The organism is Streptomyces sp. CC53 (assembly GCF_001865245.1).
GTDB lineage: Bacteria > Actinomycetota > Actinomycetes > Streptomycetales > Streptomycetaceae > Streptomyces.
This window is the reverse complement of the sequence record NZ_MKXB01000036.1, coordinates 90,048-111,459: the sequence shown is the minus strand read 5'-3', so window position 1 is coordinate 111,459 and position 21,412 is coordinate 90,048. Positions and strand designations below refer to the sequence as shown.

27 protein-coding genes and 1 pseudogene are annotated in these 21,412 nt (G+C 69.1%); 13 read left to right on the top strand and 15 right to left on the bottom strand.

Annotated features, from left to right (window positions below):
- Positions 1-28 precede the first annotated feature (28 nt).
- The gene (locus BJP40_RS35190; protein ID WP_256220622.1) at positions 29-304 is read left to right on the top strand and encodes a hypothetical protein; all 276 of its coding nucleotides are present in this window, start codon (positions 29-31) and stop codon (positions 302-304) included.
- 216 nt (positions 305-520) lie between these two features.
- Here BJP40_RS35190 and BJP40_RS03590 read toward each other — a convergent pair whose 3' ends face one another.
- From BJP40_RS03590 to BJP40_RS03580, 3 genes are read right to left on the bottom strand one after another with little or no spacing between them, the layout of a single operon-like run.
- Entirely contained in the window at positions 521-871 is a 351-nt protein-coding gene (locus tag BJP40_RS03590) for a DUF427 domain-containing protein (protein WP_256220621.1), read from the bottom strand.
- Positions 872-916: 45 nt separating this feature from the next.
- Entirely contained in the window at positions 917-1,183 is a 267-nt protein-coding gene (locus BJP40_RS03585; RefSeq protein WP_071278520.1) for a hypothetical protein, read from the bottom strand.
- Positions 1,184-1,202: 19 nt separating this feature from the next.
- On the bottom strand, positions 1,203-1,568 hold the full coding sequence (locus BJP40_RS03580; protein ID WP_071278518.1) for a helix-turn-helix transcriptional regulator: 366 nt from the start codon (positions 1,566-1,568) through the stop codon (positions 1,203-1,205).
- Between the two features lie 127 nt (positions 1,569-1,695).
- Between BJP40_RS03580 and merA the strand changes: the two genes are divergently transcribed.
- On the top strand, positions 1,696-3,129 hold the full coding sequence (merA, locus tag BJP40_RS03575; RefSeq protein ID WP_107416690.1) for a mercury(II) reductase: 1,434 nt from the start codon (positions 1,696-1,698) through the stop codon (positions 3,127-3,129).
- Between the two features lie 62 nt (positions 3,130-3,191).
- A complete protein-coding gene (locus BJP40_RS03570) occupies positions 3,192-3,611 on the top strand; it encodes a DoxX family protein (protein WP_071278516.1) in 420 nt (139 codons plus the stop codon).
- An 18-nt stretch (positions 3,612-3,629) separates the two neighbouring features.
- Here BJP40_RS03570 and BJP40_RS03565 read toward each other — a convergent pair whose 3' ends face one another.
- The gene (locus BJP40_RS03565) at positions 3,630-3,938 is read right to left on the bottom strand and encodes a zf-HC2 domain-containing protein (protein WP_071278514.1); all 309 of its coding nucleotides are present in this window, start codon (positions 3,936-3,938) and stop codon (positions 3,630-3,632) included.
- A gap of 159 nt (positions 3,939-4,097) precedes the next feature.
- Here BJP40_RS03565 and BJP40_RS03560 point away from each other — a divergent pair, with 159 nt between their 5' ends.
- Positions 4,098-4,655: an RNA polymerase sigma factor gene (locus BJP40_RS03560; RefSeq protein ID WP_071278513.1), complete on the top strand. Its 558-nt coding sequence runs from the start codon at positions 4,098-4,100 to the stop codon at positions 4,653-4,655.
- A 50-nt stretch (positions 4,656-4,705) separates the two neighbouring features.
- Positions 4,706-4,975, top strand: coding sequence for an anti-sigma factor (locus BJP40_RS03555; RefSeq protein ID WP_256220620.1), 270 nt, complete (start codon positions 4,706-4,708; stop codon positions 4,973-4,975).
- A gap of 187 nt (positions 4,976-5,162) precedes the next feature.
- Here BJP40_RS03555 and BJP40_RS03550 read toward each other — a convergent pair whose 3' ends face one another.
- Entirely contained in the window at positions 5,163-5,813 is a 651-nt protein-coding gene (locus BJP40_RS03550) for a cysteine hydrolase (protein ID WP_071278509.1), read from the bottom strand.
- A gap of 123 nt (positions 5,814-5,936) precedes the next feature.
- Between BJP40_RS03550 and BJP40_RS03545 the strand changes: the two genes are divergently transcribed.
- Positions 5,937-6,857: an AraC family transcriptional regulator gene (locus tag BJP40_RS03545; RefSeq protein ID WP_071278507.1), complete on the top strand. Its 921-nt coding sequence runs from the start codon at positions 5,937-5,939 to the stop codon at positions 6,855-6,857.
- A gap of 324 nt (positions 6,858-7,181) precedes the next feature.
- Here BJP40_RS03545 and BJP40_RS03540 read toward each other — a convergent pair.
- From BJP40_RS03540 to BJP40_RS03530, 3 genes and pseudogenes are all read right to left on the bottom strand, one after another.
- Positions 7,182-7,610, bottom strand: a pseudogene (locus BJP40_RS03540) (STAS domain-containing protein); the annotation flags it as partial.
- A gap of 72 nt (positions 7,611-7,682) precedes the next feature.
- Entirely contained in the window at positions 7,683-9,548 is a 1,866-nt protein-coding gene (locus tag BJP40_RS03535) for a glycoside hydrolase family 15 protein (RefSeq protein ID WP_079170890.1), read from the bottom strand.
- Positions 9,545-9,847, bottom strand: coding sequence for a DUF427 domain-containing protein (locus BJP40_RS03530; protein WP_071278505.1), 303 nt, complete (start codon positions 9,845-9,847; stop codon positions 9,545-9,547). The genes BJP40_RS03535 and BJP40_RS03530 overlap by 4 nt, the downstream gene beginning before the upstream one ends.
- Before the next feature lie 206 nt (positions 9,848-10,053).
- Between BJP40_RS03530 and BJP40_RS03525 the strand changes: the two genes are divergently transcribed.
- Positions 10,054-11,418: an NAD(P)/FAD-dependent oxidoreductase gene (locus BJP40_RS03525; protein WP_071278503.1), complete on the top strand. Its 1,365-nt coding sequence runs from the start codon at positions 10,054-10,056 to the stop codon at positions 11,416-11,418.
- Positions 11,419-11,467: 49 nt separating this feature from the next.
- On the opposite strand, the gene BJP40_RS03520 is transcribed toward BJP40_RS03525, so the two are convergent.
- The 5 genes from BJP40_RS03520 to BJP40_RS03500 all read right to left on the bottom strand — a co-directional run bounded on the left by BJP40_RS03520 (position 11,468) and on the right by BJP40_RS03500 (position 13,534).
- Entirely contained in the window at positions 11,468-11,809 is a 342-nt protein-coding gene (locus tag BJP40_RS03520; protein WP_071278501.1) for a mycoredoxin, read from the bottom strand.
- Positions 11,810-12,031: 222 nt separating this feature from the next.
- Complete coding sequence (locus BJP40_RS03515; protein ID WP_071278499.1) at positions 12,032-12,241, bottom strand: hypothetical protein; 210 nt, start codon at positions 12,239-12,241, stop codon at positions 12,032-12,034.
- A gap of 2 nt (positions 12,242-12,243) precedes the next feature.
- Positions 12,244-12,636 (bottom strand): carboxymuconolactone decarboxylase family protein, encoded by a 393-nt coding sequence (locus BJP40_RS03510; RefSeq protein WP_071278497.1) that lies wholly within the window; start codon positions 12,634-12,636, stop codon positions 12,244-12,246.
- 99 nt (positions 12,637-12,735) lie between these two features.
- Entirely contained in the window at positions 12,736-13,065 is a 330-nt protein-coding gene (locus BJP40_RS03505) for a TfoX/Sxy family protein (RefSeq protein WP_071278495.1), read from the bottom strand.
- Between the two features lie 13 nt (positions 13,066-13,078).
- Entirely contained in the window at positions 13,079-13,534 is a 456-nt protein-coding gene (locus BJP40_RS03500) for an SRPBCC family protein (RefSeq protein ID WP_071278493.1), read from the bottom strand.
- Positions 13,535-13,724: 190 nt separating this feature from the next.
- Here BJP40_RS03500 and BJP40_RS03495 point away from each other — a divergent pair, with 190 nt between their 5' ends.
- A complete protein-coding gene (locus tag BJP40_RS03495; protein WP_071278579.1) occupies positions 13,725-14,210 on the top strand; it encodes a hypothetical protein in 486 nt (161 codons plus the stop codon).
- Between the two features lie 143 nt (positions 14,211-14,353).
- Positions 14,354-15,064, top strand: coding sequence for a Crp/Fnr family transcriptional regulator (locus BJP40_RS03490; RefSeq protein ID WP_256220618.1), 711 nt, complete (start codon positions 14,354-14,356; stop codon positions 15,062-15,064).
- Between the two features lie 153 nt (positions 15,065-15,217).
- Here BJP40_RS03490 and BJP40_RS03485 read toward each other — a convergent pair whose 3' ends face one another.
- Positions 15,218-15,805, bottom strand: a complete 588-nt coding sequence (locus BJP40_RS03485) for a TetR/AcrR family transcriptional regulator (protein WP_071278491.1) — start codon at positions 15,803-15,805, stop codon at positions 15,218-15,220.
- A gap of 121 nt (positions 15,806-15,926) precedes the next feature.
- On the opposite strand from BJP40_RS03485, the gene BJP40_RS03480 reads away from it, so the two are divergent.
- Entirely contained in the window at positions 15,927-16,574 is a 648-nt protein-coding gene (locus BJP40_RS03480; RefSeq protein WP_071278490.1) for a peroxiredoxin-like family protein, read from the top strand.
- Between the two features lie 169 nt (positions 16,575-16,743).
- Here BJP40_RS03480 and BJP40_RS03475 read toward each other — a convergent pair whose 3' ends face one another.
- Complete coding sequence (locus tag BJP40_RS03475; RefSeq protein WP_071278488.1) at positions 16,744-17,352, bottom strand: DNA-3-methyladenine glycosylase I; 609 nt, start codon at positions 17,350-17,352, stop codon at positions 16,744-16,746.
- Positions 17,353-17,532: 180 nt separating this feature from the next.
- Here BJP40_RS03475 and BJP40_RS03470 point away from each other — a divergent pair, with 180 nt between their 5' ends.
- The 3 genes from BJP40_RS03470 to BJP40_RS35185 are packed head-to-tail and all read left to right on the top strand — an operon-like array spanning position 17,533 to position 21,412.
- Positions 17,533-18,411, top strand: coding sequence for a TnsA-like heteromeric transposase endonuclease subunit (locus BJP40_RS03470; RefSeq protein WP_107416689.1), 879 nt, complete (start codon positions 17,533-17,535; stop codon positions 18,409-18,411).
- Positions 18,408-20,759 carry a DDE-type integrase/transposase/recombinase gene (locus BJP40_RS03465; protein ID WP_071278486.1) on the top strand — a complete coding sequence of 784 codons (2,352 nt, stop codon included), beginning with the start codon at positions 18,408-18,410 and terminating at the stop codon, positions 20,757-20,759. The genes BJP40_RS03470 and BJP40_RS03465 overlap by 4 nt, the downstream gene beginning before the upstream one ends.
- Complete coding sequence (locus tag BJP40_RS35185; protein WP_256220617.1) at positions 20,756-21,412, top strand: hypothetical protein; 657 nt, start codon at positions 20,756-20,758, stop codon at positions 21,410-21,412. The genes BJP40_RS03465 and BJP40_RS35185 overlap by 4 nt, the downstream gene beginning before the upstream one ends.

Below are 21,412 nucleotides of genomic sequence, written 5' to 3'. Positions count from 1 at the left end.
GACCTGCTGGTGGGACTGCGCCGCGCGCGTGAGGGCCCGGGCGAGCGAGCGTTTCCTGGGCCAGGTCCTCGGCGTCCCACACGCTGCCGGTCAGACGACGGCAGTACCGGAACAGCTCACCCCGCAGCGGTTCCAGAGCGACCAGGAACTCACGGCGCGCGGCCTGGGCCGCCGCAAGCAGAGGCTGCGGCAGTACGTCGAGCGCGGGAGACAGATCGGGTTGAGGCGTCACTTCACGGCTCCTTGGACGGTGAACGGCTGGACACACCAGTACGACGGGGCAGCCCTCCAGTCCGATACGTAGCCGTGCACGTGAGCCCGATCACTCCTCGCATGAAAGCAAGGTGGCTCCTGCTCACCAGCGGCGGGCGCCCTCCACACAGCCAGGTACCGTTTCGGCCCACCACGTGCTGCGACGACCGCTGGAAGTCACCAAGCGGGCCGCTCCTCCCACTGCGGCACGAGCCCAGCCGTGCGGCACCGCCATCGGCGATCGCCGCTGAGCCGCGGTGTACTCGTGCTAAGCCGTCTCCTCCAGGGCGGGCTCCGGGGTGCCTTCCACCACGACGCCCTGCCAGAACGCGACATGGTTCTTGATCTTTCGGGCGAGGGGGTTGGGCTTCGGGTAGTACCAGGCCGCGTTCGGGTTGGTCTGCCCGCCGACGCTCACGTCGTAGTAGCGGGCGATCCCCTTCCAGAAGCACAGCGACCTCGTGCGGCTCTCCGCGAAGTACTCGCGGCGCAGTGACTCGGGCGGGAAGTAGTGGTTGCCCTCCACCACGACCGTGCGCGGCGCCTCCGCGATCACCGTGCCGTTCCACACCGCACGCATCATGGCTGTCCCCTCTCCCCGGATACGGGAGTTGTTCACTCCCTTGACGCTATGCCGTTCGGCGGCACGGTTCGGTGTTCGCGCTCACACTTCACGGTCCTCGCCGGCGCCGCGCCCCGAGCGGAAACGTCGGACAAGCGCGGTGACGGCGGTAGCCAGGAAGAACACCGCGATGGCGATCACCCAGGGGTTACCCATGACGCCGCCGATCGCGGCGAGAGCACCGGCAGCGACAAGGACGGGTGCCAGACAGAAGACGACCACCACCAGGGACAGACCGATCCTGGCGCCCGTGCTTCTGCTGCCCGAGTGCCTCGCGTCGCGGCCCGGGGGCCGCTCGCCGACAGCCATGGCGGACACTCCTTGCGGTTCAGTCCCCGTCGGCGGGGATGCGGGTGCAGCAGGTGAGGGCCGCGGAGTTGTCCGCGGCCAGGGAACGGGCCAGGACGACCAGGTCGGCGACGCGGGGGTCGCCGACGGAGTAGCGCAGCTTCTTGCCGTCGCGGCGGGCGGTCACATAGCCGCAGTCCACGAGGCAGGACAGATGTACCGACACGCGGGGTTGCGAGATCCGGGCGTGGTCCACGCACTCGGCGGAGGTGCGCTCGCCGCTCAGGATGAACTCGAGCAGCTTCAGCCGGGTGGGATCCGACAGAGCGCGGAAGAACTTCGCGACCGTGTCCGGATGAGTGCACGGAACGTCTTCCACGGCCGTGGGGACGAGACTCTCCGGCATCCGCAGGCTCCTTCTCACAGGACCAAATCTATTCGCCTACTCGAATAGTAAGATGGAGGTGTCCTATTCGGCAATCCGCATAGCAGCAGTTCGGCAGTTCCTGGGGCTGGAGGTGGGCATCGTGGCCATGACGCGATCCGGCTTCGATCTGGCCGTCATCGGCACGGGCTCGGCGGCGTTCGCCGCCGCCCTCGCCACCACCCGACAGGGCAGGCGGGTGATCATGGCCGAACGCGGCACCCTAGGGGGCACCTGCGTGAACGTCGGCTGCGTGCCGTCCAAGGCGTTGCTCGCCGCCGCCGAAGCCCGACACGCGGCCTCGGCAGCCGGGCGCTTCCCCGGCCTGGCCCCGGCCGGAATCCCGGTCGACTTCGCCGGACTGATCACCGGTAAGGACGCCCTCGTCGGACAGCTGCGCACGGAGAAGTACACCGACCTCGCCGACGGCTACGGCTGGCACATCGTCCACGGCACCGCCACCTTCACCGGGAACACGGACGCTCCCGCGCTGGACGTGGCGCTGACCGACGGCGGCATCCGTCGGATCGTGGCAGACCAGTACGTCGTCGCGACCGGGTCCGCCCCCTGGGCGCCGCCTGTCGAGGGCCTGAAGCGGACCGGATACCTCACCTCCACGACGGCGATGGAACTCGACGTACTGCCGGAGTCGGTGATCGTGGTCGGCGGCAACGCGATCGGACTTGAGCAGGCCCAGCTCTTCGCCCGACTCGGCACCCGCGTCACCGTCGTCGAGGCTCAAGAACGCCTCGCTCCCTTCGAGGAGCCCGAGGTCTCCGCCATGATCGAGCGGGTGCTGGCTGATGAGGGCATCACGGTCCATACGGGTGCCACGCTGGCCGCCGTACGAACCGAAGACGGCGCGAAGAGCACGGTCGTACGCGCCGGGGACGGCACGGAGCTCGACCTGCGCGCCGAGCAGTTGCTCATCGCGACCGGCCGCCGCCCGAACACCGCCGGCCTGGGCCTGGACGCGGTCGGCGTCAAGACCGGGACGGACGGCGAAGTGGTCGTCGACGGCCACCAGCGCTCCACGAACCCGCGGATCTGGGCCGCCGGCGATGTAGTCGGCGGGCCCCAGTTCGTCTACGTCGCCGCCGCCCAGGGCACCCTCGCCGCCGACAACGCCCTCGCCGGGGCCGCCCGCACTCTGGACTACACCGCCCTGCCCCGCGTCACCTTCACCAGCCCGGCCATCGCCTCCGTCGGCATGACCGAAGCCGAGGCGGCCGAGGCCGGCATCCGCTGCGACTCCCGCACCCTCTCGCTGGCCCACATCCCCCGCGCGCTCGCCGACCGCGACACGCGCGGCCTGGTCAAACTCGTCGCCGACACCACCGACGGCCGCGTCATCGGCGTCCACGTCGTCGCCGAAGGCGCCGGCGACCTCATCACGGCCGCCACCTACGCCCTCACCTCCGGCATGACCACCGCCCAGCTCGCCCACACCTGGACCCCCTACCTGACCATGACCGAAGCCCTCAAACTCGCCGCCCAGACCTTCACCTCCGACGTGACCAAGCTGTCCTGCTGTGCGGACTGAGCACCGGCAAGCAGGAAGACAGAGGTGAATTCGGCAGCCGACACAACCCCCGGGAGGTCACCATGGACGTACTGGTACTGATCGGACGCGTTCTCTTCGTGCTGGTCTTTCTTGGAGGGGCCGTCGCACACCTCACCAAGACCCAGGCCATGGGCGCGTACGCCGCCTCCAGGGGCATACCGGCCCCCGTCCCGGCAACGATCGCCAGCGGTCTGGTGATGCTGGCCGCAGGGGTGAGTATCGCCTTTGGTATCTGGGCAGACCTCGGCGCCCTCCTCATCGCCGTCTTCGCCTTCCCGACTGCCGTTCTCATGCACGGATTCTGGCGAGAGACAAACGACGAGGCCCGGCAGACGGAGCAGACCCACTTCCTGAAGGACACTGCCCTGGGCGGCGCGGCACTCATGCTCATCGCCTTCTTCTCCTACGTCGGCGACGACCTCGGCTTGACGATCACAGGACCGCTCTTCGGCATCAGCTGAGCAGGTTCAAACCGTCGACTACTGGGGCCGGCCCGAGCCAGGCGGGGCGGCGAGCTGGTGGGCGAAGCGTCGTACCCGGGCAGACGCGAGGGAGACGGGCGTGCGCTGCGGGCTGCGCCGGAGAGACGCTTTGATCAGCTGGAGCAGTTCCAGACTGCCGCTGCACGCCCAGCAGGCGCCGACGTGCGCGGCAACCCGTGTCCGGTGCGCACCGGTCAGCTGCCCGTCGGCGTACGCCTCCACGTCACCGCGCAGGCGTACATGCCGCAGCTTCTCCCGGCACTCCGCCCACACCCGTACTGGCCTGGGGACGCGCTGCTTCCTCATGGACCGGAAACCCGGTTCGAGGCGCGGTGCATTCCACCCGCACGCGCTTCCTGCTGTTGGATCTCACGGCTGGCGCCGACGTGAGCGCCCTGAGGTGGAGATGAGGGTGGATGGAATGAGGAGAACGGGCCAACGGGTTTCCCCCGTGTGGAAGACCAAGTGACAGCGCCGCCGGACCCAGCGGACCCGCGGGGAGCGGCGTTCGCCGCTTACGTGCTGCCCGAGGTGGAGGTGCTGCTGCGGGTGGCGATGACACTGACCGCGCAACCCGCGGACGCCGAGGATCTGGTGCAGGACACCCTGCTGCGGGCCTACCGGGCCATCGACCGGTTCGACGGGAAGCACCCCCGGGCGTGGCTGCTGACGATCATGCGGCGGGCCGAGATCAACCGGCACCGCCGACGCCGTCCGCACCTGCTGGACGACCCGGACACCGATCTGGACCGGCTCAGCTCTGCGGGCCCCCAGGGGTCGGCGGAAGAAGTGGTGGTCGGCGAGGCGTTCGACGAGGTGGTGGACTCGGCACTGTCCGCGTTGCCGGACAAGCACCGGCGGGTGGTGCAGCTGGTGGACATCGACGGCCTCACCTACGCCGAGGCCGCACGCCTGCTGGATGTGCCCGAAGGAACCGTGATGAGCCGACTGCACCGCGCCCGCAAACGGATACGTGTGCGGCTGTCCGCGGCGGGACTGGCACCGAAGCGAGGTGTGATGTGAACAAGCGCCCATGGTGGGCTCGCCGCTCGGGCGAGCGCAGGATGAACTGCATGCAGGTGGCTCGGGTGCTCCAGAAGTACCTCGACGGGGAGACCGACGAGGTCACCGCACGCAGGGTCGCGGTCCACCTGGAGGACTGCCGGCGCTGCGGTCTGGAAGCATCGGTCTACCAGGAGATCCGCAGCGCGCTGGCCCGCCGCGCGGAGCCCGATGTGGACGCGGTGGCACGGCTCACCGCGTTCGGCCGGTCCCTCGTGCGCGAGGAGCCGGGCCAGGCCGGGGAGGAGCCGGACAGCGCCTCGCCACCGGCCGGTGCCTGAGCAGGACCGATCCGACGTAGAGGCTGCCTTGCTCTGGAGATCGCGCCAGCGGTTCCCGTTGCGCCCCGGCCGAGGCGGGCGAGCGTATCGCCCGCCAGACCATCGAGACCAGCACTTGAGCAGCGGAGGAGATCAGCGCCGTCGCCCAGCCGACGACGGTCCCATCCGCTGCATGGGGATAGCGAGCTCACTCGCCACGCTGGAAGTCCCGCACCGCCTCATCGGTGGTCACGACGGCGTTGGCGAGGAACCCGAAGTTCGTCAGTGCCGCAGCGTAGCCGTCACCCAGCTCGGGGTGCTGCGCCGCCGCAGTGGCGTCCTTTACCACGGTGACCTGGAATCCCTGTTCGAGGAGTTCGCGCAGGTGGGACTCGACGCAGAGGTTGGCAGACATACCGGCCAGGACGACCTTCGTGACCCCGCGCTTTCTGAGCTGAAGGGTGAGGTCGTTGTTCTCGGGGCCGTACACCTTGTGCGGGCTCGCGACGATCGTCTGCCCGTCCTCGAAGTAGGGCTTGAATCGCTCGAACCAGTCGGCGCCTGATCCTTCGAACCCTTCCAGGGTGAGCGGGCCCTTGCGGGCGAACATGCTGGTGTCGTGCATCATCTTCTCGACGGTGCCGCCGAACTGCCACTCACCGTCGGCCGGGTAGTAGTAGTGCGGCGACACGAATACGGGGTAGCCGTTGTCCTTGGCCGCCTTGAGTAGTTGCTCGATGTGTTCGACGGTTCGATTGGCTTCGACGCTGGCTCCTACGAGCTGCCATGTTGCGCCGGTCGGGCTGAGGAAATCGTTCTGCGGGTCGGTGATGACCACCGCTGTGTCGGTGAGCGACATGACGCTCCCCTTTGTTCCGGTTCGGGCATCCACGTTGTGTTCAGCGTCTCCCTGAAGCCGTATGGATAGGTCTCGCATACGTGCGGCGGCGTCCAAGGACCTCCGCGTTGCTACGGTCGGTGCATGCTGCTGGAGCGTTTGCTGGACAGCCTCGCCGTACACGTCGAGCCGTTCGCGTTGTGCCGGATTCCCGCCGGCTCTTCGATGCGGCTGGACGCCCGGGATGACGTCACCTTGCATTTCGTCCTTGAAGGTGATGGGGAGGTGGTGTGGGGGCCGACGCGGGCGCGAGCGGTGCGGCAGGGACATCTCGTGGTGATGCCGGCGCACCTCACACATGCCATTCGGCGTGCCTCTGGCGTGGCTGAGCGGCAGCTCAGGAGCGTCTCGGCCGTGGGCGAGGTGGATGCCATGCAGGTGTTCACCGGGGGTGACAACGGTCAGGACGAGGGCCACGCTCTCGTCGTCGCGTGCGGTCGATTGCAGGCGTCGTACGCACATGGCCCGGGTCTTTTTGACCTGCTCGCCGATCCCCTAGTGACGGACTTCGCCGGTCAGGACGAGATGGCGCACATCTTCGCGCGACTCCTCGCGGAGAGTCGGGCCCCGGCGCCGGGCAGCAGAATGCTGCTCGCCTCGCTCATGAACGAGTGCCTCGTGCTCCTGCTCCGGCGGCTCTCCACAGGTGACACCTGCGTGCTTCCCTGGCTGGCAGCGCTGGACGAGCCCCGGATGGCGCGCGCGCTGGAAATCATGCTTGAACGGCCCGAGAACGGCCACTCGCTCGAGTCGCTCGCGGCACAGGTTTCCATGAGCCGTTCCGCGTTCGCGTGTGAGTTCAAGACGTTCTTCGGGCGCACCCCCATGGAGTTGCTTCGGGATATCAGGCTGCGGCGAGCGGCAGATCTACTGCAGAGCACGACCCTGCCCGTCGACGCCATCGGCCGACGTGTCGGGTTCGCCAGCCGCAGCCATTTCTCGCATGCCTTCCGTGATCACTTCGGGACCACCCCGACCGATTTTCGGTCCAGCCGGACCGCGTAGGTCGCTGCCTCCTGCGGTGGAGCTGTGGGTGCCTCCCCGCCTTCGTCGCGGCGCGCTTCGAGGACGGCGCCCCTTCCCCGCGCGAGTCGGTCAAGCCGTGGCTGGCGTAGTCGCACAGGACCTTGGCGTGCGGATCAGGACGAAGAACACGATGCGCGTTTGCCACGTGCCCGATCTCGTGCGGAGCGGGGCGGGGAGGCGCGCCGGGTCCATGACCTCGGCCAGGGCGATCTCCGTCCTTCCATGATCAAGCGACGCCAACGGCGAGCACGCCAGACGCCGCGCGGGGAACGCCGCTGCCGCCCCTCGTCCTGGTGATCCGGCTCAGTGGCCGACGGTGAGCTGGCCCGCGAGCTTGTCGTGCATGTCGGCGCTGGGCTTGTTCAGGCCGACGATGGTGACCTTCTTGCCGCGCTGGGCGTACTTGTTCTCGATGGCGTCCAGGGCCGCGACCGAGGAGGCGTCCCAGATGTGCGCGTCGGTGAGGTCGATGACGACGTCGTCCGGGTCGTCCTTGCAGTCGAACTGGCCGACGAGGTCGTTGCTGGAGGCGAAGAACAGCTCGCCGGTGACCGCGTACACGACCTGGTTGCCATCGGGGTCGACGACTCCGGTGACCTGGGCGAAGTGGGCGACACGCTTGGCGAAGATCACCATGGCCGTGATGGAGCCGAGGACGACGCCGATGGCCAGGTTGTGGGTGGCGACGACGGCGGCGACGGTGACGACCATGACGGTATCAGGGAGAGCAGGCCCCAGCGCTGAGCCCTGCGTCGAGCGGTGCCGAACTCCGGGGTGCGGAGGGGCGGCGGGTTCCTCTGTGGGTCAGTTCTCTTTCTGCCGTTCGTTGGCCTGCTCTTCGGCCTGGGCGATGGCCCAGGCGGCGTTGACCAGGCCGATGTGGCTGAACGCTTGGGGGAAGTTGCCCAGCAGGGCCCCGGTCCGCGGGTCGGCCTGTTCGGCCAGCAGGCCGAGGTCGTTGGCGTGGGCGGCGGCCTGCTCGAAGGTGGTGCGGGCCTGGGAGATCCTGCCTGCCAGGGCTTGGGCGTGGGCGAGCCAGAAGGTGCACAGCAGGAAGCTGCCCTCCTGCCCGCTCAGCCCGTCGACGCCGGTTGCCGTGTGATAGCGCCGTACCAGGCCGTTGCGGTCGGTCAGGCGCTCGGTGATGGCGTCGATGGTGGCCTGGATGCGCGGGTCGTCGGCGGGCAGGAAGCCGGTGAGCGGCAGCATCAGAGCGGACGCATCCAAGGCGTCGCTCCCGAAGGACTGGGTGTAGGCGCTGGCGACTGGGCTCCAGCCGTGTTCGAGGATCGCTTCGCGGATCTCGTCGCGGGTCGCACACCACTCGGGAACGCGCTCGGTGGCCTGCAGACGGTCGGCGAGGCGTACGGCCCGGTCGAGGGCCACCCAGCACATGAGCTTGGAGTACAGGAAGTGCCGCGGCTCGCCTCGGATCTCCCAGATCCCGTGGTCGGGGCGCTGCCAGACCTCGGACGCAGTGTCGGCCAGGCCGGTCAGGAAGACGCACAGCGCCGGGCCTGAGGTGAGTTGGTCCTCGAAGCGGGCCGCGGTGTCGAGGAGTTCGCCGTACACGTCGAGCTGGGGCTGGCTCCAGGCTCCGTTTCCGACGCGCACGGGTCGGCTTCCGCGCCATCCGGCCAGATGGGGCAGCTCGCGTTCGGTGAGGTCGTGCTCGCCTCCGATGCCGTACATGATCTGTAGATGTGAGCCGGTCCAGCCGGTGGCCGCGGCGGCGGCCATGAACGTGAAGAACTCGTCGGCCTCGTCGGGGCAGGCGGCCACCCACAAGGCGTCCATGGTGAATGCGGCGTCGCGCACCCAGGAGTAGCGGTAGTCCCAGTTGCGTGCCCCGCCGGGTTCCTCGGGCAGGGATGTGGTCGCGGCGGCCACGATCGCTCCGGTGGGCTGGTAGGACAGCGCTTGCAGGAACCGTCCGGATTGGTGCACCTGCTCCCGCCAGGGCCCGGAGTAGGTCTGGTGCATCCGCGACCACGACTGCCAGGCCGTGACGGTCTGCTCAAGCCCTTCGGCGAGCTCGTCCTGCCGCCAGACCCGGGGCGCGGGACCGCCGAGCGGGGCCCAGTGCAGGGCGAAGTTCAGTGTCTGGCCGGCCTTCAGGGTGGCTGTGGCAGTGGCCGCCTTGGTGTCCACGTCGAGCGGCAGCGGGCTGCTGAGGGTCAGGACGGCGGGTCCTCCCCGGGCCTGGATTCCGCCCTCGCACGCCGACAGCAGGGGTACTACGAGTCCGTACTCGGGGCGGGGGCGGAAGTCCAGCGTGATCTCGACCGAGCCTTGAGTGCAGGTGACCGAGCGGATGAGCAGATGGGGGGCCTGTGCCCCGAGCCGGTGCGGGTCGGGGTCGGAGCCGGTGGCCAGGGCGTCGGTGAGGGTGATTGTTCCGGTGGGCGTGGTGAAGTTGGTACGCAGCACCATGCTGTCGTCGAGGTAGCCGCGGGAGACCTCGGCTTCGCTGGTCGGCCGGATCGTCCAGCTCCCGGCACGTTCGTCGAGCAGCGCGGCGAAGACGGCCGCGCTGTCGAAGCGGGGGAAGCAGAGCCAGTCGACCGCGCCGGTGCGGCTGACCAGGGCCGCACTGTGCCGGTCGGACAGCAGCCCGTAGTCGCCGATGGGCGTGCTCGCGCTTCCGCTGCCCGCCGTCGGCCCCGTCACGCCGGCTCCTCCGGTTCCTGTTCCACGACGACACCGTGCCAGAACGCGACACGTCCCGCGATCGCTGCGGCAGCCGGCATCGGCGCGGGGTAGTACCAGGCCGCGTCAGGATTCGTCCTCCCGTCCACCTGCAAGGTCAGGTAGCGGGCCTCGCCCTTCCACCCGCACACGGAAGTGGTGGCGCTGTCCGTGAAGTATTCCCACCTCAGGGCCTCGGGCGGAAAGTAGCGATTGCCCTCCACGACCTCGGAGTGCGCCGCCCTCGCCACGACCGCTCCGTTCCAGACCGCACGCCACATGCCGCTGCTCCCTTCGTCTCCCTGGACCGCCGGCCGGCCCACGCCGGAAGGGGAACCCGACCGCAGCGGCGCATCCTTCCCCGCATCAGGTCCGCCCGGCGGGGGCTGCGGCCCGAGGTGATGATGGGAGGGAAGGTTCGGGCGGTTTCGACGGGTTCCCCATATGCCAGCAAAACGGAGTGAAAGCGATGGAGGAGGACGGGCATATGAGCTGGGAGACCGATGTCGTGGTCATCGGGATGGGGCCGGGCGGGGAGCACGTCGCCGGGCGGCTGGCCGAGGCCGGACTGCACGTGACGGGCATCGAGGCGGAGTTGGTAGGCGGTGAGTGTCCGTACTGGGGCTGCGTGCCGTCCAAGATGATGATCCGCGCGGGAAATCTCCTGGCCGAGGCCCGCCGCGTTCCCGGCATCGCCGGGCGGGTGCAGGTGGCCCCTGACTGGGGTCAGGTAGCGGCCCGGATCCGCGACGAAGCCACGGACGACTGGAACGATCAGGTGGCCGTCGACCGGTTCGTCGCCAAGGGCGGGCACTTCGTCCGCGGACGGGGCGTGCTGACGGGCCCGGGCCGGGTCCAGGCGGCGGGCCAGAGGTACACGGCCCGGCGGGGCGTGGTCATCGCCACCGGTGGCCGCCCCTGGGCGCCGCCGGTGCCGGGCCTGGAGCAGGTCCCGTACTGGACCAACCGTGAGGCGGTCGCCGCCAAGGAGGTGCCGTCCTCGCTCCTGGTGCTCGGCGGCGGCGCCATCGGTCTTGAACTCGCCCAAGTCTTCGCGCGTTTCGGTACGTGGGTCACGGTCGTCGAGGCCCTGGACCGGCTGCTGCCCCTGGAGGAGCTGGAGAGCGGCGAACTGATCGCCGGGGTGCTCGGCGCCGAAGGAGTCACCCTGCGCACCGGCACGCGCGCCGCCTCCGTACGGTACGCCGACGAGACGTTCACCCTCGCCCTGGACGGCGGGGAGGAGCTCAGCGCCGAGCGTCTGCTGGTCGCCACCGGCCGCCGCCCGGACCTGAGCGGTCTGGGCCTGGAGACGATCGGGCTGGACCCGCAGGCCCGCGCCCTGGCCGTCGATCCGCATATGCTGGCGGCCCCCGGGCTGTGGGGGATCGGCGATGTGACCGGGCACGGTGCGTTCACTCATGTGGCGATGTACCAGGCGGAGATCGGCGTACGGTCGATCCTGGCCGAGCCTGGCCCTGAGGCCGACTACCGTGCCCTGCCCCGGGTCACCTTCACAGACCCGGAGATCGGCTCGGTCGGCCTGACCGAGGCGCAGGCACTCGAACAGGGCCTGCGGGTGCGCACGGGGGTGTCCCAGGTTCCGTCCTCCGCACGCGGCTGGATCCACAAGGCAGGCAACGAGGGCGTGGTCAAACTCGTGGAGGACGCCGAGCGCGGCGTACTGGTGGGTGCCACCGCGGCCGGGCCGGCGGGCGGTGAAGTGCTCTACGGGCTCGCGGTCGCCGTCCAGGCCAAGGTGCCGGTCGAATCGCTGCGCCACATGATCTACGCCTATCCGACGTTCCATCGTGCCGTGGAAAGTGCCCTCGCGGACCTTGCCGACGACTGAGACGCTGCCGAATCCGATCGGACCGCACGAGGGGCGAGCCGACCCCCGGCTATTCCGCGCGGCGCCAGGGCCAGGGCCAGCGGCGGTGCCGGCGGCGCGCATCAGGTGACTGGGCAGTGCTCGGCAAGAGCTGCGGGGCGTGCTGCCGGATCAGGTCCGTCACCTGCCTGACGCTGGGATTGGTCAGCGTGTGCCCGGCGACCGCGACGGTGGGCACGGTCTCGTTCCCGGAGTTGACCGATCTGACGTAGGCGGCTGCCTTCTCGTCCTGCCAGATGTCGACTGCCTCGTAGGCCAAGCCAGCGCAGCGGAGCCGTCGACGCAGGACGGCGCAGTACGGACAGCCGGGGCGCCAGTACACCCGCAGGGTCGCGGGGACGGAATCAGGCATGACGGACCTCCGGGGGTGACGTGTGGGAAACCCTGCCGGCAAGGCCCCGTATTCCAGCCGGCTGGTGTCACACCCGTGGTATCCAGCTCAGAGCATGAAAGCGCCTACCCGTCCGAGGGCGATCATGGTGCTACGGCGTGGCCCGCCCGCACGGAACGAGCCCGGGCAGCGCCGGCGAACGGCCGTCGCGCCGTCGGGCATGCGGCGCGCGTGCGGCGTCTTTCATGGCCCGTCCGGGGCGGGCGTGCCATGCAGTCGGCGTGCCTGGGTGTCGTAGTCGCTCAGCACGTGTTTGAGCTGCTCCAGCGATTCCTCGGGGATGTCGGGCGGAGCGAACTCGGCCACGTAACGGGCGGCGGCCACCAGCGCCGCGAACTCGAAGGCGTGCGCGGTCGCGCGCAGGACGCCGGGCCAGGCCCACTCCAGGTGCATGATCAGCCCTTCGACGACAGGTATTCCTTGATCTGGCCGAGTTCCTTCTCGAAGTCGTCGTAGTCCTCGCGGATGCCGTTGAGGTACCCGCTCCAGCCGAGGCTGTTCTTCGCGTAGTGGACCGCTTCCTGGATCTCCTCGTCCGTGGCCCCGAAGAGTTTCGCCGCCTCGGTGTGGAAGAGCGTGCAGTAACGGCACTTCGTCTCCGAGTGCAGCGCGATCCCGATCAGTTCCTTGTACTTGTTCGGGATCAGCGTCTCGCCGAGCTCGAGCTTCTTGAAGATCTCCCACTCGTAGTCCAGCAGGTCGTCGGGGATCCGGGAGAAGAAATGGGGCACGAGTCCCAAGGTCTCCTTGATCTCCGCCTCCACCTCGCTCCGGCTACGTCCCGCCATGGCGACCACTCCTCTCAGCAGAGCGGAACGGGCCCCTCCGTCCACGCTAGGCCTCGCCGACGGCCCCTGCGACTCCTGTCCGAACGCCGGCGCGTCACGTCACTTGGGGGGCAGACCGGCGGCGAACGCGTACCCCTGGTCCACCCATTCGGCCAGGGCCTCGTCCTCGGTCAATACTGAGGCGTCTACGACGACCCAGCCGCGCATCGGGCGGCCGGTGAAGTCGAAGACCCGCGCTCCCGGGCGTGCGAGGGCGGTGTCGGTGGCGTCGGGGCCGACCCGGACCATCAGGTCGTCGCCGATCACGCCCACGGCCATGTTGCCGGCGTGCAGGAAGGCCAGGCCGCCGAACATCCGCTTCTCCATGACCGCGGGGTCCGCGCCCAGGTGGGCACGGACCCGCTCCGCCAGTCCCTCGTCGAATGCCATGCCGCCCTCGTGATCAGTCCCGCGGCGCGCTCAGCCGCTGTTCCAGATCCCGCAGATCCTTGACCAGCGAGGATCGCACCTTGCGCCCCATGAGCGGCGCAGCGAGACCGTACAGGCCGGACGCGTCACCCCTTACGCGGATCCGGGCGATGGTGCCGCCGCCGGGGTCCGGGTCGAAGGTGTAGGTCACATGCATGGGCATCGGGCCCGCAACCGACACCATGTCCAGCAACCGCGGCGGATCGTGGACGGCGACGCGCAGCACGTAGTCGATCCGCTTGCCCAGGAAGTACGCGGTACGGGTCACCTCGGCGCCGACCCCGAAGCCGCCGCCATCGGCCTGGCGCGTCAGCTCCGCCGTACGGATGCCCTGTGTCCACTCCGCGTCGTGGCGCCAGTCCATCGCGTAGGCGGCCACCCGCTCACGGGGCAGCGGGATCACCCGCTCCACGGCCACGTCGATGCCCATGCGCCGCCTCGCTCCCTCTTCTCGGCCATGCGCCCATCTCCATGGACCCACCCGGGTCCGCTACCGGCAACCGGACCTGGGCGAGGGATCTACTGGCCCGTAGGTAAGCGCGGTCACATACCCGGGTGCCGTTCCGCCCTAGCGTCTGCCGTGAAAGCGGCAGAACACTCCCATCGGAGGGATGATCATCATGACCACGGCTGCACAGGTATCCCCCAAGATCGCGGCGATCCCCGTACACGCCCTGTGGGGCGCGGCGGCAGGGCTGGTCGGCGGTGTCGGGTTCGGCATCTGGATGTCGGTGTCCCGGCCGGTCATGGACACCGCGATGATCACGATGGTGGCCGGGCTGCTCGGCTCGACCAACGCCTTCGTGGGCTGGCTGGTCCACCTCGCGATCTCGCTGACGGCCGGCACCGTCTTCGGAGTCGTCTTCGGGCATTTCGCCCAGCGGTTCGCCCCCGCAGTCCTCCTCGGCCTCGTCTACGGCGCGGCATGGTGGACCCTCGGCGCCCTGTGGATCATGCCCGCCAACATGGGCATGCCCGTCTTCGACTGGAACGACGTCACCGCCTCCAGCTTCGGAGGCCACCTCGTCTTCGGCCTCCTGACCGGAATCACTTTCGCCGGCATCGCGCGGGCGGCGGGCGGACGCACCGGACGGACCGCCGCATGACACCCGTACCCGCAGCGTCGAACCCCGCTCCCGGCGCCCCGAGCGGTTACTGTCTGGCCGACAGCACAGACATGCTGGCCAGTCCGCCGTGGGGAGCCGCTCCCCCGCCCTGGGCACCGGGACGACGCGAGGGGCCCCACCACATGAACTCCACCGGTGACGACGCCGAGAAAACCTGGTGCATCTCCGAGATCGACATCTTCCGCGACCTGAGCGAAGCGGAGATGGACGCCATCGCCGCCGCGGCCCCCATGAAGACCTACAGCGCCGGCGAACTCCTCCACTCCCCCGCTCAGCCCTCCGAGGTGCTGTTCATCCTCAAGAAGGGCCGGGTCCGCGTCTTCCGCGTCTCGACCGAGGGCCGCGCCCTGACCTGCGCGATCATCACTCCCGGCACCATTTTCGGCGAGATGGTGCTGCTCGGGCAGCGCATGTACGACAACTACGCGGAAGCCCTCGACGACGTCACCGTCTGCGTCATGAGCCGCGCCGACGTCCACCGCTTCCTGCTGTCCGACGCCCGCGTCTCCGCCCGCATCACCGAGATCCTCGGCCGCCGCCTCGCCGACCTCGAACAACGCCTGTCCGACACCGTGTTCAAGAATGTCGCCCAGCGCATCGCCACCACCCTGCTCACCCTCACCACCGCCCAACGCCCGGCCGGCCCCCTGCGGCCCGGTACCCGCCACCCGCAGATCTCCCTGACCCACGAGCAGCTAGCGGCCCTGGCCGGCACCTCGCGCGAGACCGCCACCAAGGTCCTCCACGAATTCGCCGACCGCGGCCTGCTCCGGCAGGCCCGCGGCCACATCACCGTCCTCGCGCCCGACCAGTTGCGCGACGAGGCCGGATAGCGCTGCCCGCCCTGAACGGAGAACAGCACGGCCTGACCGGCGGGCACAGGACCAGGGACTCCCCCCATTGACGCACCCGCCATCGACCGTTGCCGGACGACGACACACGGGGACCACGCCCCAGCAGGCTAAAGGCGTGCCTCGGTATGGGGATCAAGCTCTGCAAGCCACAGCGGCGATGGCCGCGGCGACGGTCCTGTGCAGCTGCTGGGCGTCCGCTCCGGCGCGGGAGCGCAGGTTCACACCGTGCGCCAGAAGGGCCAGGATGTCAGCCGCGGAGTCCGGGTCGGCGTCCTCGCTGAGTTGTCGCTGTCGCTGTGCCGACAGGAGCGCGCTATGGAGGGCGGTGCGCAGGCGCTGGTGCTGGCGGTCGAGGATGGCGCGGACGACGGGGTCGCCGTTCTCGGTTCCCGCGTGAGCGTTGGAGATCATGCAGCCCCATTGAGCGAACTCGCCGGTACAGCGGGTCTCGATCAGCCCGGTGAAGAACTCGGTGATGGCCGGCAGTCCACGGGCGTCCTCCTCGAGCCGACCGAGCCGTGACCGGTCCTGGACGTACCGTTCGAGGGCCGCGCGGTACAACTCCTGTTTGCCGCCGAAGGTCGAGTACAAGCTGGAGCGGTTGATCCCTGTGGCGTTGACGATGTCCTGGATCCCCGTGGTGGCGACACCCTGCCGCCAGAACAGTCGGACCACCGACTCCAGGGTCGCGTCCGGATCGAAGTGCTTGACGTCCGCCATGCCTCACCACCTCATCTTGAACCGATGATTCCAAGATACCCGCTCGGATCGTTGACTTGGAGTGCACTCCAATCGTTATCTTGAAACGAACGTTCCAAGATGACTCCGGGAGGAGACCCGAATGAGCGTCAACGCCGAACTGCGCGCCTTCTTCGACAGCCGCCAGCAGCAGATCCCCGCCGACGTCCGCGCCGTGATGCGGCGGGCAGCGGAGGAACTGGCCGACTCCGGCCAGGCGGGCCAGGCCCTGACCGTCGGAGCGAAGGCGCCGTCCTTCACCCTGCCCTCGGCCACCGGCCGCACCGTCGACCTGGCCGAACTGCTCGCCGACGGCCCGGTGGTGCTGACCTTCTACCGCGGCGCGTGGTGCCCCTACTGCAACATAGCCCTGCGCTCCCTGCAGCAGCACCACGACGCGATCACCGCCCGCGGCGCCCGACTGGTCGCCGTCTCACCCCAGGTCCCCGACGAGTCCCTGTCGTACGCCGAAAAGAACGAGCTGACCTTCGACGTGCTCAGCGACCTCGGCTCCGACACCGCCAAGCAGTACGGCCTCGCCTTCGACCTGCCGGACGACCTCGCGGCCGTCTACGCCGGCTTCGGCATCGACCTGGACCGCTCGAACGCCGGCCACCCAGGCACCCTGCCCGTGCCGGCGACCTACGTCATCGGCCACGACGGCACGATCCGTTGGGCCTTCGTGAACACGGACTACACCACCCGCGCCGAACCGGCCGACATCCTGGCCGCACTCGACAAGCTGAACTGAGGGGCGGCGGCTGAGGACCGATGCGGTGGCCATCCGGAGGGGCGCCACCGCATCGGGCCGACAGACGCTCGGCCGACGCCCGGCCGGGCGAAGCGACCTTGACTGCGACGCAGCGACGCCTGTCACGTTGTTGTACGGTGGCCCCGCCGCGAGCCCTAGGGAGCGACGTTCAGCAGGGCCGCGTGAACGCCGACCGCTCTGCCTCCACCCGCGAGCGGATGACGCACTCGGCCACGTGGTCGTTGATGAGCCCCATGGCCTGCACGAACGCGAAGACGGTAATGGGTCCGACAAACTTCCAGTCCCGCTTCTTCAGGTCCTTGGACAGTGCGACCGAGGCCGGTGAGGTGGAGACCGTCTGCGGCGGGTCCACCTCGCCCAGGTCAGGTTCACCGCGCCAGAAGTAGGCGGCCAAGGAGCCCTCCTTGGCGGCCAGATCGACCGCTCGGCGGGCGTTGTTGACGACGGCTTCGACCTTGCCCCGATGGCGGACGATCCCCGGATCCTGGAGGAGCCGGTCCAGATCGGCCTCGGTGAACTCCGCAACCAGGTGGAAGTCAAAGCCGGCGAACGCCTTCCGGAAGTTCTCCCGCTTGGCCAGGATGATGCGCCAGCTGAGCCCCGACTGGAACCCCTCCAGGCTGATTTCCTCGAACAGCCTCCGGTCGTCGGCGACCGGGTAGACCTCCTCCGTGTCGTGACAGTCGAGGAACTCGGTGGCGCCGCCGGTCCACCCGCATCGCGAGTTGCCCTCGGGGCCCTCCACCTTGGCCGTCAACGGCCGCCTCCCCGTGGGGGTCCGTCAGCGGTCATGCAAGCCGCGTTGGTGTCATCGATGCGGAATCACTCGTGCGTGTGAAGGACGCTGATCTGGTCGAGCGACGGGCGCCCCTCACCATAGCGTCGTGGTTGATCTTGGCGGCCGTGTCCGATCTGCTGAGGAGCGCTCGACGTGCATATGAGGGATTCCGGGCCGAGTTCCATCCGCCGCGTGCCGGAAGAGCCACAGAGGGATACCTGGTCCGACTCCTGTCGCCTGGAGGATCTGGCATTCCTGCATCGGGGATTCACCGAGTACGCGTACCAGCTGGACCTGGACGAACGGTGGGCCAGGCGCTGGACGACGACGTGGAAGTTCGGGCGGGACGCTGCCGACATGTACTCGGTGCGCGACCTCAATGAGGTGGATGTTTCACGCACGGCGCCGGTGCGTCGGTTCACTTGGCGGACCGACCAGCATCATCGGCCCGGGCTCGAATACATGGTGTCCACGCGTAGGCATCACGGTTTCGAGAGCTTTGAGGAGGAATGTCTGCTCCTGGTAGCCGACTTCGCGGCGGGGCTGCGTGAGGCGCTCTCGCAGCCGTTCCGGCTTCGTTTCTACGCGGGCGGCAAGCGGGTGGATCACACGCCGGACTACCTGCTACTCACCGACTCCGGCCCGTTCGTGATCGATGTGCGGCCGGCTGGTCGGATTCGCCCCGAGGACGAGCTGAAGTTCGCCGCGACGTTCGAGGCCGCACTGGCCGCCGGATGGCGCTACGGCGTGGTGACCGGCTGGCGTCGGCACGTGTGGGAATCGGTGGACGCGTTCTCCGCCGAGCGCCGGCCGTTGGCCAATGTGCTCGACACGCAGGGCCAGCTGCGTGTGGCCGCCTCCCAAGGACCGCTTCCGTTGCGGGACTTGGTCGACCGGTGCTCCATTCCCGCAGTGGCCAGGGCCCATGCCCTGCACTTGCTGTGGCGCAGAGAGCTCGGTGCGGACCTTTCCGTACCGTACGGGGACGCGAGCCTGATCCGGCTCGCACCCGCAGGGCTTCGCGGGGTGCGGTCGTGAGTACCGGGACGGCATCGACATGGGTGCTGGAGCCCGGCACCGAGCTGATCATCGATGGTGAGGTGTGGCGGGTCGAGACGTGTCTGCCGCATCTGGGCCGCGTGACACTGATCGGTGACGAGGGCGCGCCGTGGAAGGTGCAGCTGAGCGAGCTGATCCACCACCCCGGCTGCCGGCCGTCCTCCCGGACCCGCAAGGATCTCCCGGCTGCCAGCCGGGGCCGCCAGCCGAAGTCGATGGCAGACCTCCTGCCGGTTCAGCAAGAGCACGTGATGCGGCGGTTGGAACACATCCGGGAGGTCGAGACCGGCTACCGCAGCGGTGATCCGGACGCCGCGCTGCCGCACGAGCCTCTCCCGCAGTACGACCCGGAGACCACGACGCTGACGCAGCGCCGCAAGGCGAAGGAGGCCGAGCTGCGCAGGGCGAGGGCGACGGATCCTGCGCTGGCGAAGTCGCTGGCCCTGCACAAGGTGAGCGTGAGGACGCTGGTGCGCTGGGACACGGCACGGCGCAGGCTCGGGCCGATCGGTCTCTCGGACGACCGGTGGCTGCGGGAGGCGACCGGGCACCGGATCACCACGGAGGTGCGCGAGGCACTGTTCGCCGTACGTGATGAGAGCCTGCGGCGGGCGAAGCTGACGGCGCGGGACCGCGAACGCCTCATCCACCAGTACGTACGGGAGACCTTCGGAGAGAAGACCAAGGTCCCCAGCTACGACGTGCTGCGCCGCGTGTGGCGGGACTGGTTCGGCTCCAGCGGCGGGCGGCAGCGCTACGCACGCTCGGCGGCCATGGCGCAGAAGTACGCGACGGGCCGGCACGTGGTCGTGCACCGGCCCGGGCAGGTGGTGGCCCTGGACACCACGGTGCTGCCGGTGAAGGTCCTGGAAGACGTGTTCGGCGATCCCGTCTCCGTGCACCTCACGCTGGCGCTCGACGTGTACACGCATTCGATCGTGGCGTTCCGGCTCAGCCTGGTCTCCGACTCCTCGATCGACGTGGCGATGGTGTTGCGGGACATGACGATGCCGCTCCCCATGCGCCCGGACTGGGGCGAGGACATGCAGTGGGCCTATCCCGGAATCCCGGGCATGGTGGTGGCCGACTTCGCCGGGTACGAGGTAGCCGGGCTGCCGTTCTTCGCCCCGGAGACCGTCACCACCGACCACGGCTCCGTCTACCGCAACCACCACCTGGTCGAGGTCCAGCGGGTCCTCGGCGCCAACATCAAACCGAGCCGGGTGCTGCGCCCCACCGACAAGAAGGCCGTGGAGCGCGCCTTCGGTGCCATCCGGTCTCTGCTTTTCGCTCTCCTGCTCGGCTACCAAGGTGTGGACACCGCCGACCGAGGCGTCGACCCGGAGGCCGACGCCTGCCTGACCGTGGCGGAGATGGAACACATCATCGCCACCTGGATCGTGAAGATCTGGCAGAACCGCCGCTTCGACTCCTACGCGCCGAGCTGGGACCCAGGCGGCGACCACAGCCCCAACAGCCTGTTCGCCGCCTCCATGTCGCAAGGCGGCTTCGCCCTGCGGATCCCCTCGCCCGAGCTGTACTACCAGCTCCTGCCCAGCCACCAGGTCATGATCCACGGCAAGCGCGGCGTGAAGATCAAGAACCTCTGGTACGACGGAGAGGCCCTGGACCCGTACCGCGGGGAACTCTCCCGGCGCGGCGGCAAAGCCAAGAACCGCTACGTCATCCGCCGGGACCCGCGCGATCCGTGTTTCGTGTTCTTCCAGGATCCGTTGACGCACGACTGGCACACCTTGCGTTGGGTGGGTCTGCCCGAGGAAGGACAGTTCCCCGCTTTCAGTGATGCCCGTGTCCGCGAGGCGATGCGCGAACTGCGCAAGCGCGGGCTGGCGCCCAAGTCGGACCGGGAGCTCCTGCCGGTCCTCCTCGAAGTGATCGGCGGGAAGATCCCCGTCGAACAGTGGCCGACTCAACTGACGAAGAAGCAGCGCACCGAGCATGCCCGCGAAGTGACGCAGGCCGCGGCAGCCGCGGCCGACCGCCCCGCCACCGCCACCACCACCGCGGCCCAGCCGGCGCCCGCCGCCGTACCCCCGGCACGTATGGGCTCGGACGACGGCAAGGTCGTCCCGCTGCGCTGGCGCGAGCGCGCCGAGCAAAGTCAGGACGCGGTCACCAACGAGCGTCGACGGCGCCGTGAAATCGCCGTCCCCGACCGCCCGACCCCGCCACCACAAGACCTGTCGGAGCGGCTGCGCGCCACCAGCCTGCTGGCCCTGCCCGACGACGACTTCGACGACGACGACACAGATAACCCTGGTGCGGCGGCGGCAGCCGCCGCAGCCGAGGAAGAGGTCAACCAGTGAATCCCCCGTACGACGGTCCGTCGTTCCTTCCCGGCCCGCCCATCGACCGCACCACCTGGGAGGGCTGGCGCCGCTGGTGCGCGACCCGCAATCTCTTCATCCCCGCGCCCGCGCTGACGGCAGCCGAGTACGCCCTCAAGTCAAAGCGCCAGAAACGCCTCTACGACCTGCACCGGCTCGCCACACACAGCAGCCTTCCCATCGACGTGACTCCGATGAGCGAGCACGTCGCCGACGCCGTCCTGGCCCGCGTCGAGGACGGCGCGTTCAGCCACAAAGCCTGCACACGCGGCGGCATCATGGTCAACGGCGACGGCGCTCAGGGCAAGACCGAGACGGTGTGCGAGGCACTGGCCGTCTTCGAAGAGACGTGGATGGCCCTGAACAACTACATGAACCCGGATGCCATGCCCGGCACCCGCGACCTGGTCGCCCCCGTCGCCTACGTACGCTGCCCGGTCAAGGCCACCCCCATCTCCACCTGCCAGCGCATCCTCGACTTCTACGGCGAGGACTACAAAGGCATGCGTCTGGAGGATCTGGTCCGCACGGTAAGACCGCCATCATCGAGCACGCCACCAGGGCACTCGTCATCGACGACATCACCCGCCTCAAACTGCACCGGGAAGCCGACCAGGACGTCCTCGACCTGA

Bases quoted from the DNA above. Each gene is read 5' to 3' on its own strand.
- BJP40_RS03545 (WP_071278507.1), top strand. From the start codon at position 5,937: ATGCTGCTGGAGCGTTTGCTGGACAGCCTCGCCGTACACGTCGAGCCG.
- BJP40_RS03490 (WP_256220618.1), top strand. From the start codon at position 14,354: ATGAACTCCACCGGTGACGACGCCGAGAAAACCTGGTGCATCTCCGAG.
- BJP40_RS03495 (WP_071278579.1), top strand. From the start codon at position 13,725: ATGACCACGGCTGCACAGGTATCCCCCAAGATCGCGGCGATCCCCGTA.
- BJP40_RS03525 (WP_071278503.1), top strand. From the start codon at position 10,054: ATGAGCTGGGAGACCGATGTCGTGGTCATCGGGATGGGGCCGGGCGGG.
- BJP40_RS03510 (WP_071278497.1), bottom strand. From the start codon at position 12,636: ATGGCGGGACGTAGCCGGAGCGAGGTGGAGGCGGAGATCAAGGAGACC.
- merA (WP_107416690.1), top strand. From the start codon at position 1,696: ATGACGCGATCCGGCTTCGATCTGGCCGTCATCGGCACGGGCTCGGCG.
- BJP40_RS03565 (WP_071278514.1), bottom strand. From the start codon at position 3,938: ATGAGGAAGCAGCGCGTCCCCAGGCCAGTACGGGTGTGGGCGGAGTGC.
- BJP40_RS03530 (WP_071278505.1), bottom strand. From the start codon at position 9,847: ATGTGGCGTGCGGTCTGGAACGGAGCGGTCGTGGCGAGGGCGGCGCAC.
- BJP40_RS03480 (WP_071278490.1), top strand. From the start codon at position 15,927: ATGAGCGTCAACGCCGAACTGCGCGCCTTCTTCGACAGCCGCCAGCAG.
- BJP40_RS03505 (WP_071278495.1), bottom strand. From the start codon at position 13,065: ATGGCATTCGACGAGGGACTGGCGGAGCGGGTCCGTGCCCACCTGGGC.
- BJP40_RS03470 (WP_107416689.1), top strand. From the start codon at position 17,533: ATGAGGGATTCCGGGCCGAGTTCCATCCGCCGCGTGCCGGAAGAGCCA.
- BJP40_RS03515 (WP_071278499.1), bottom strand. From the start codon at position 12,241: ATGCACCTGGAGTGGGCCTGGCCCGGCGTCCTGCGCGCGACCGCGCAC.
- BJP40_RS03555 (WP_256220620.1), top strand. From the start codon at position 4,706: ATGCAGGTGGCTCGGGTGCTCCAGAAGTACCTCGACGGGGAGACCGAC.
- BJP40_RS03520 (WP_071278501.1), bottom strand. From the start codon at position 11,809: ATGCCTGATTCCGTCCCCGCGACCCTGCGGGTGTACTGGCGCCCCGGC.
- BJP40_RS03485 (WP_071278491.1), bottom strand. From the start codon at position 15,805: ATGGCGGACGTCAAGCACTTCGATCCGGACGCGACCCTGGAGTCGGTG.
- BJP40_RS03585 (WP_071278520.1), bottom strand. From the start codon at position 1,183: ATGGCTGTCGGCGAGCGGCCCCCGGGCCGCGACGCGAGGCACTCGGGC.
- BJP40_RS03500 (WP_071278493.1), bottom strand. From the start codon at position 13,534: ATGGGCATCGACGTGGCCGTGGAGCGGGTGATCCCGCTGCCCCGTGAG.
- BJP40_RS03550 (WP_071278509.1), bottom strand. From the start codon at position 5,813: ATGTCGCTCACCGACACAGCGGTGGTCATCACCGACCCGCAGAACGAT.
- BJP40_RS03570 (WP_071278516.1), top strand. From the start codon at position 3,192: ATGGACGTACTGGTACTGATCGGACGCGTTCTCTTCGTGCTGGTCTTT.
- BJP40_RS03580 (WP_071278518.1), bottom strand. From the start codon at position 1,568: ATGCCGGAGAGTCTCGTCCCCACGGCCGTGGAAGACGTTCCGTGCACT.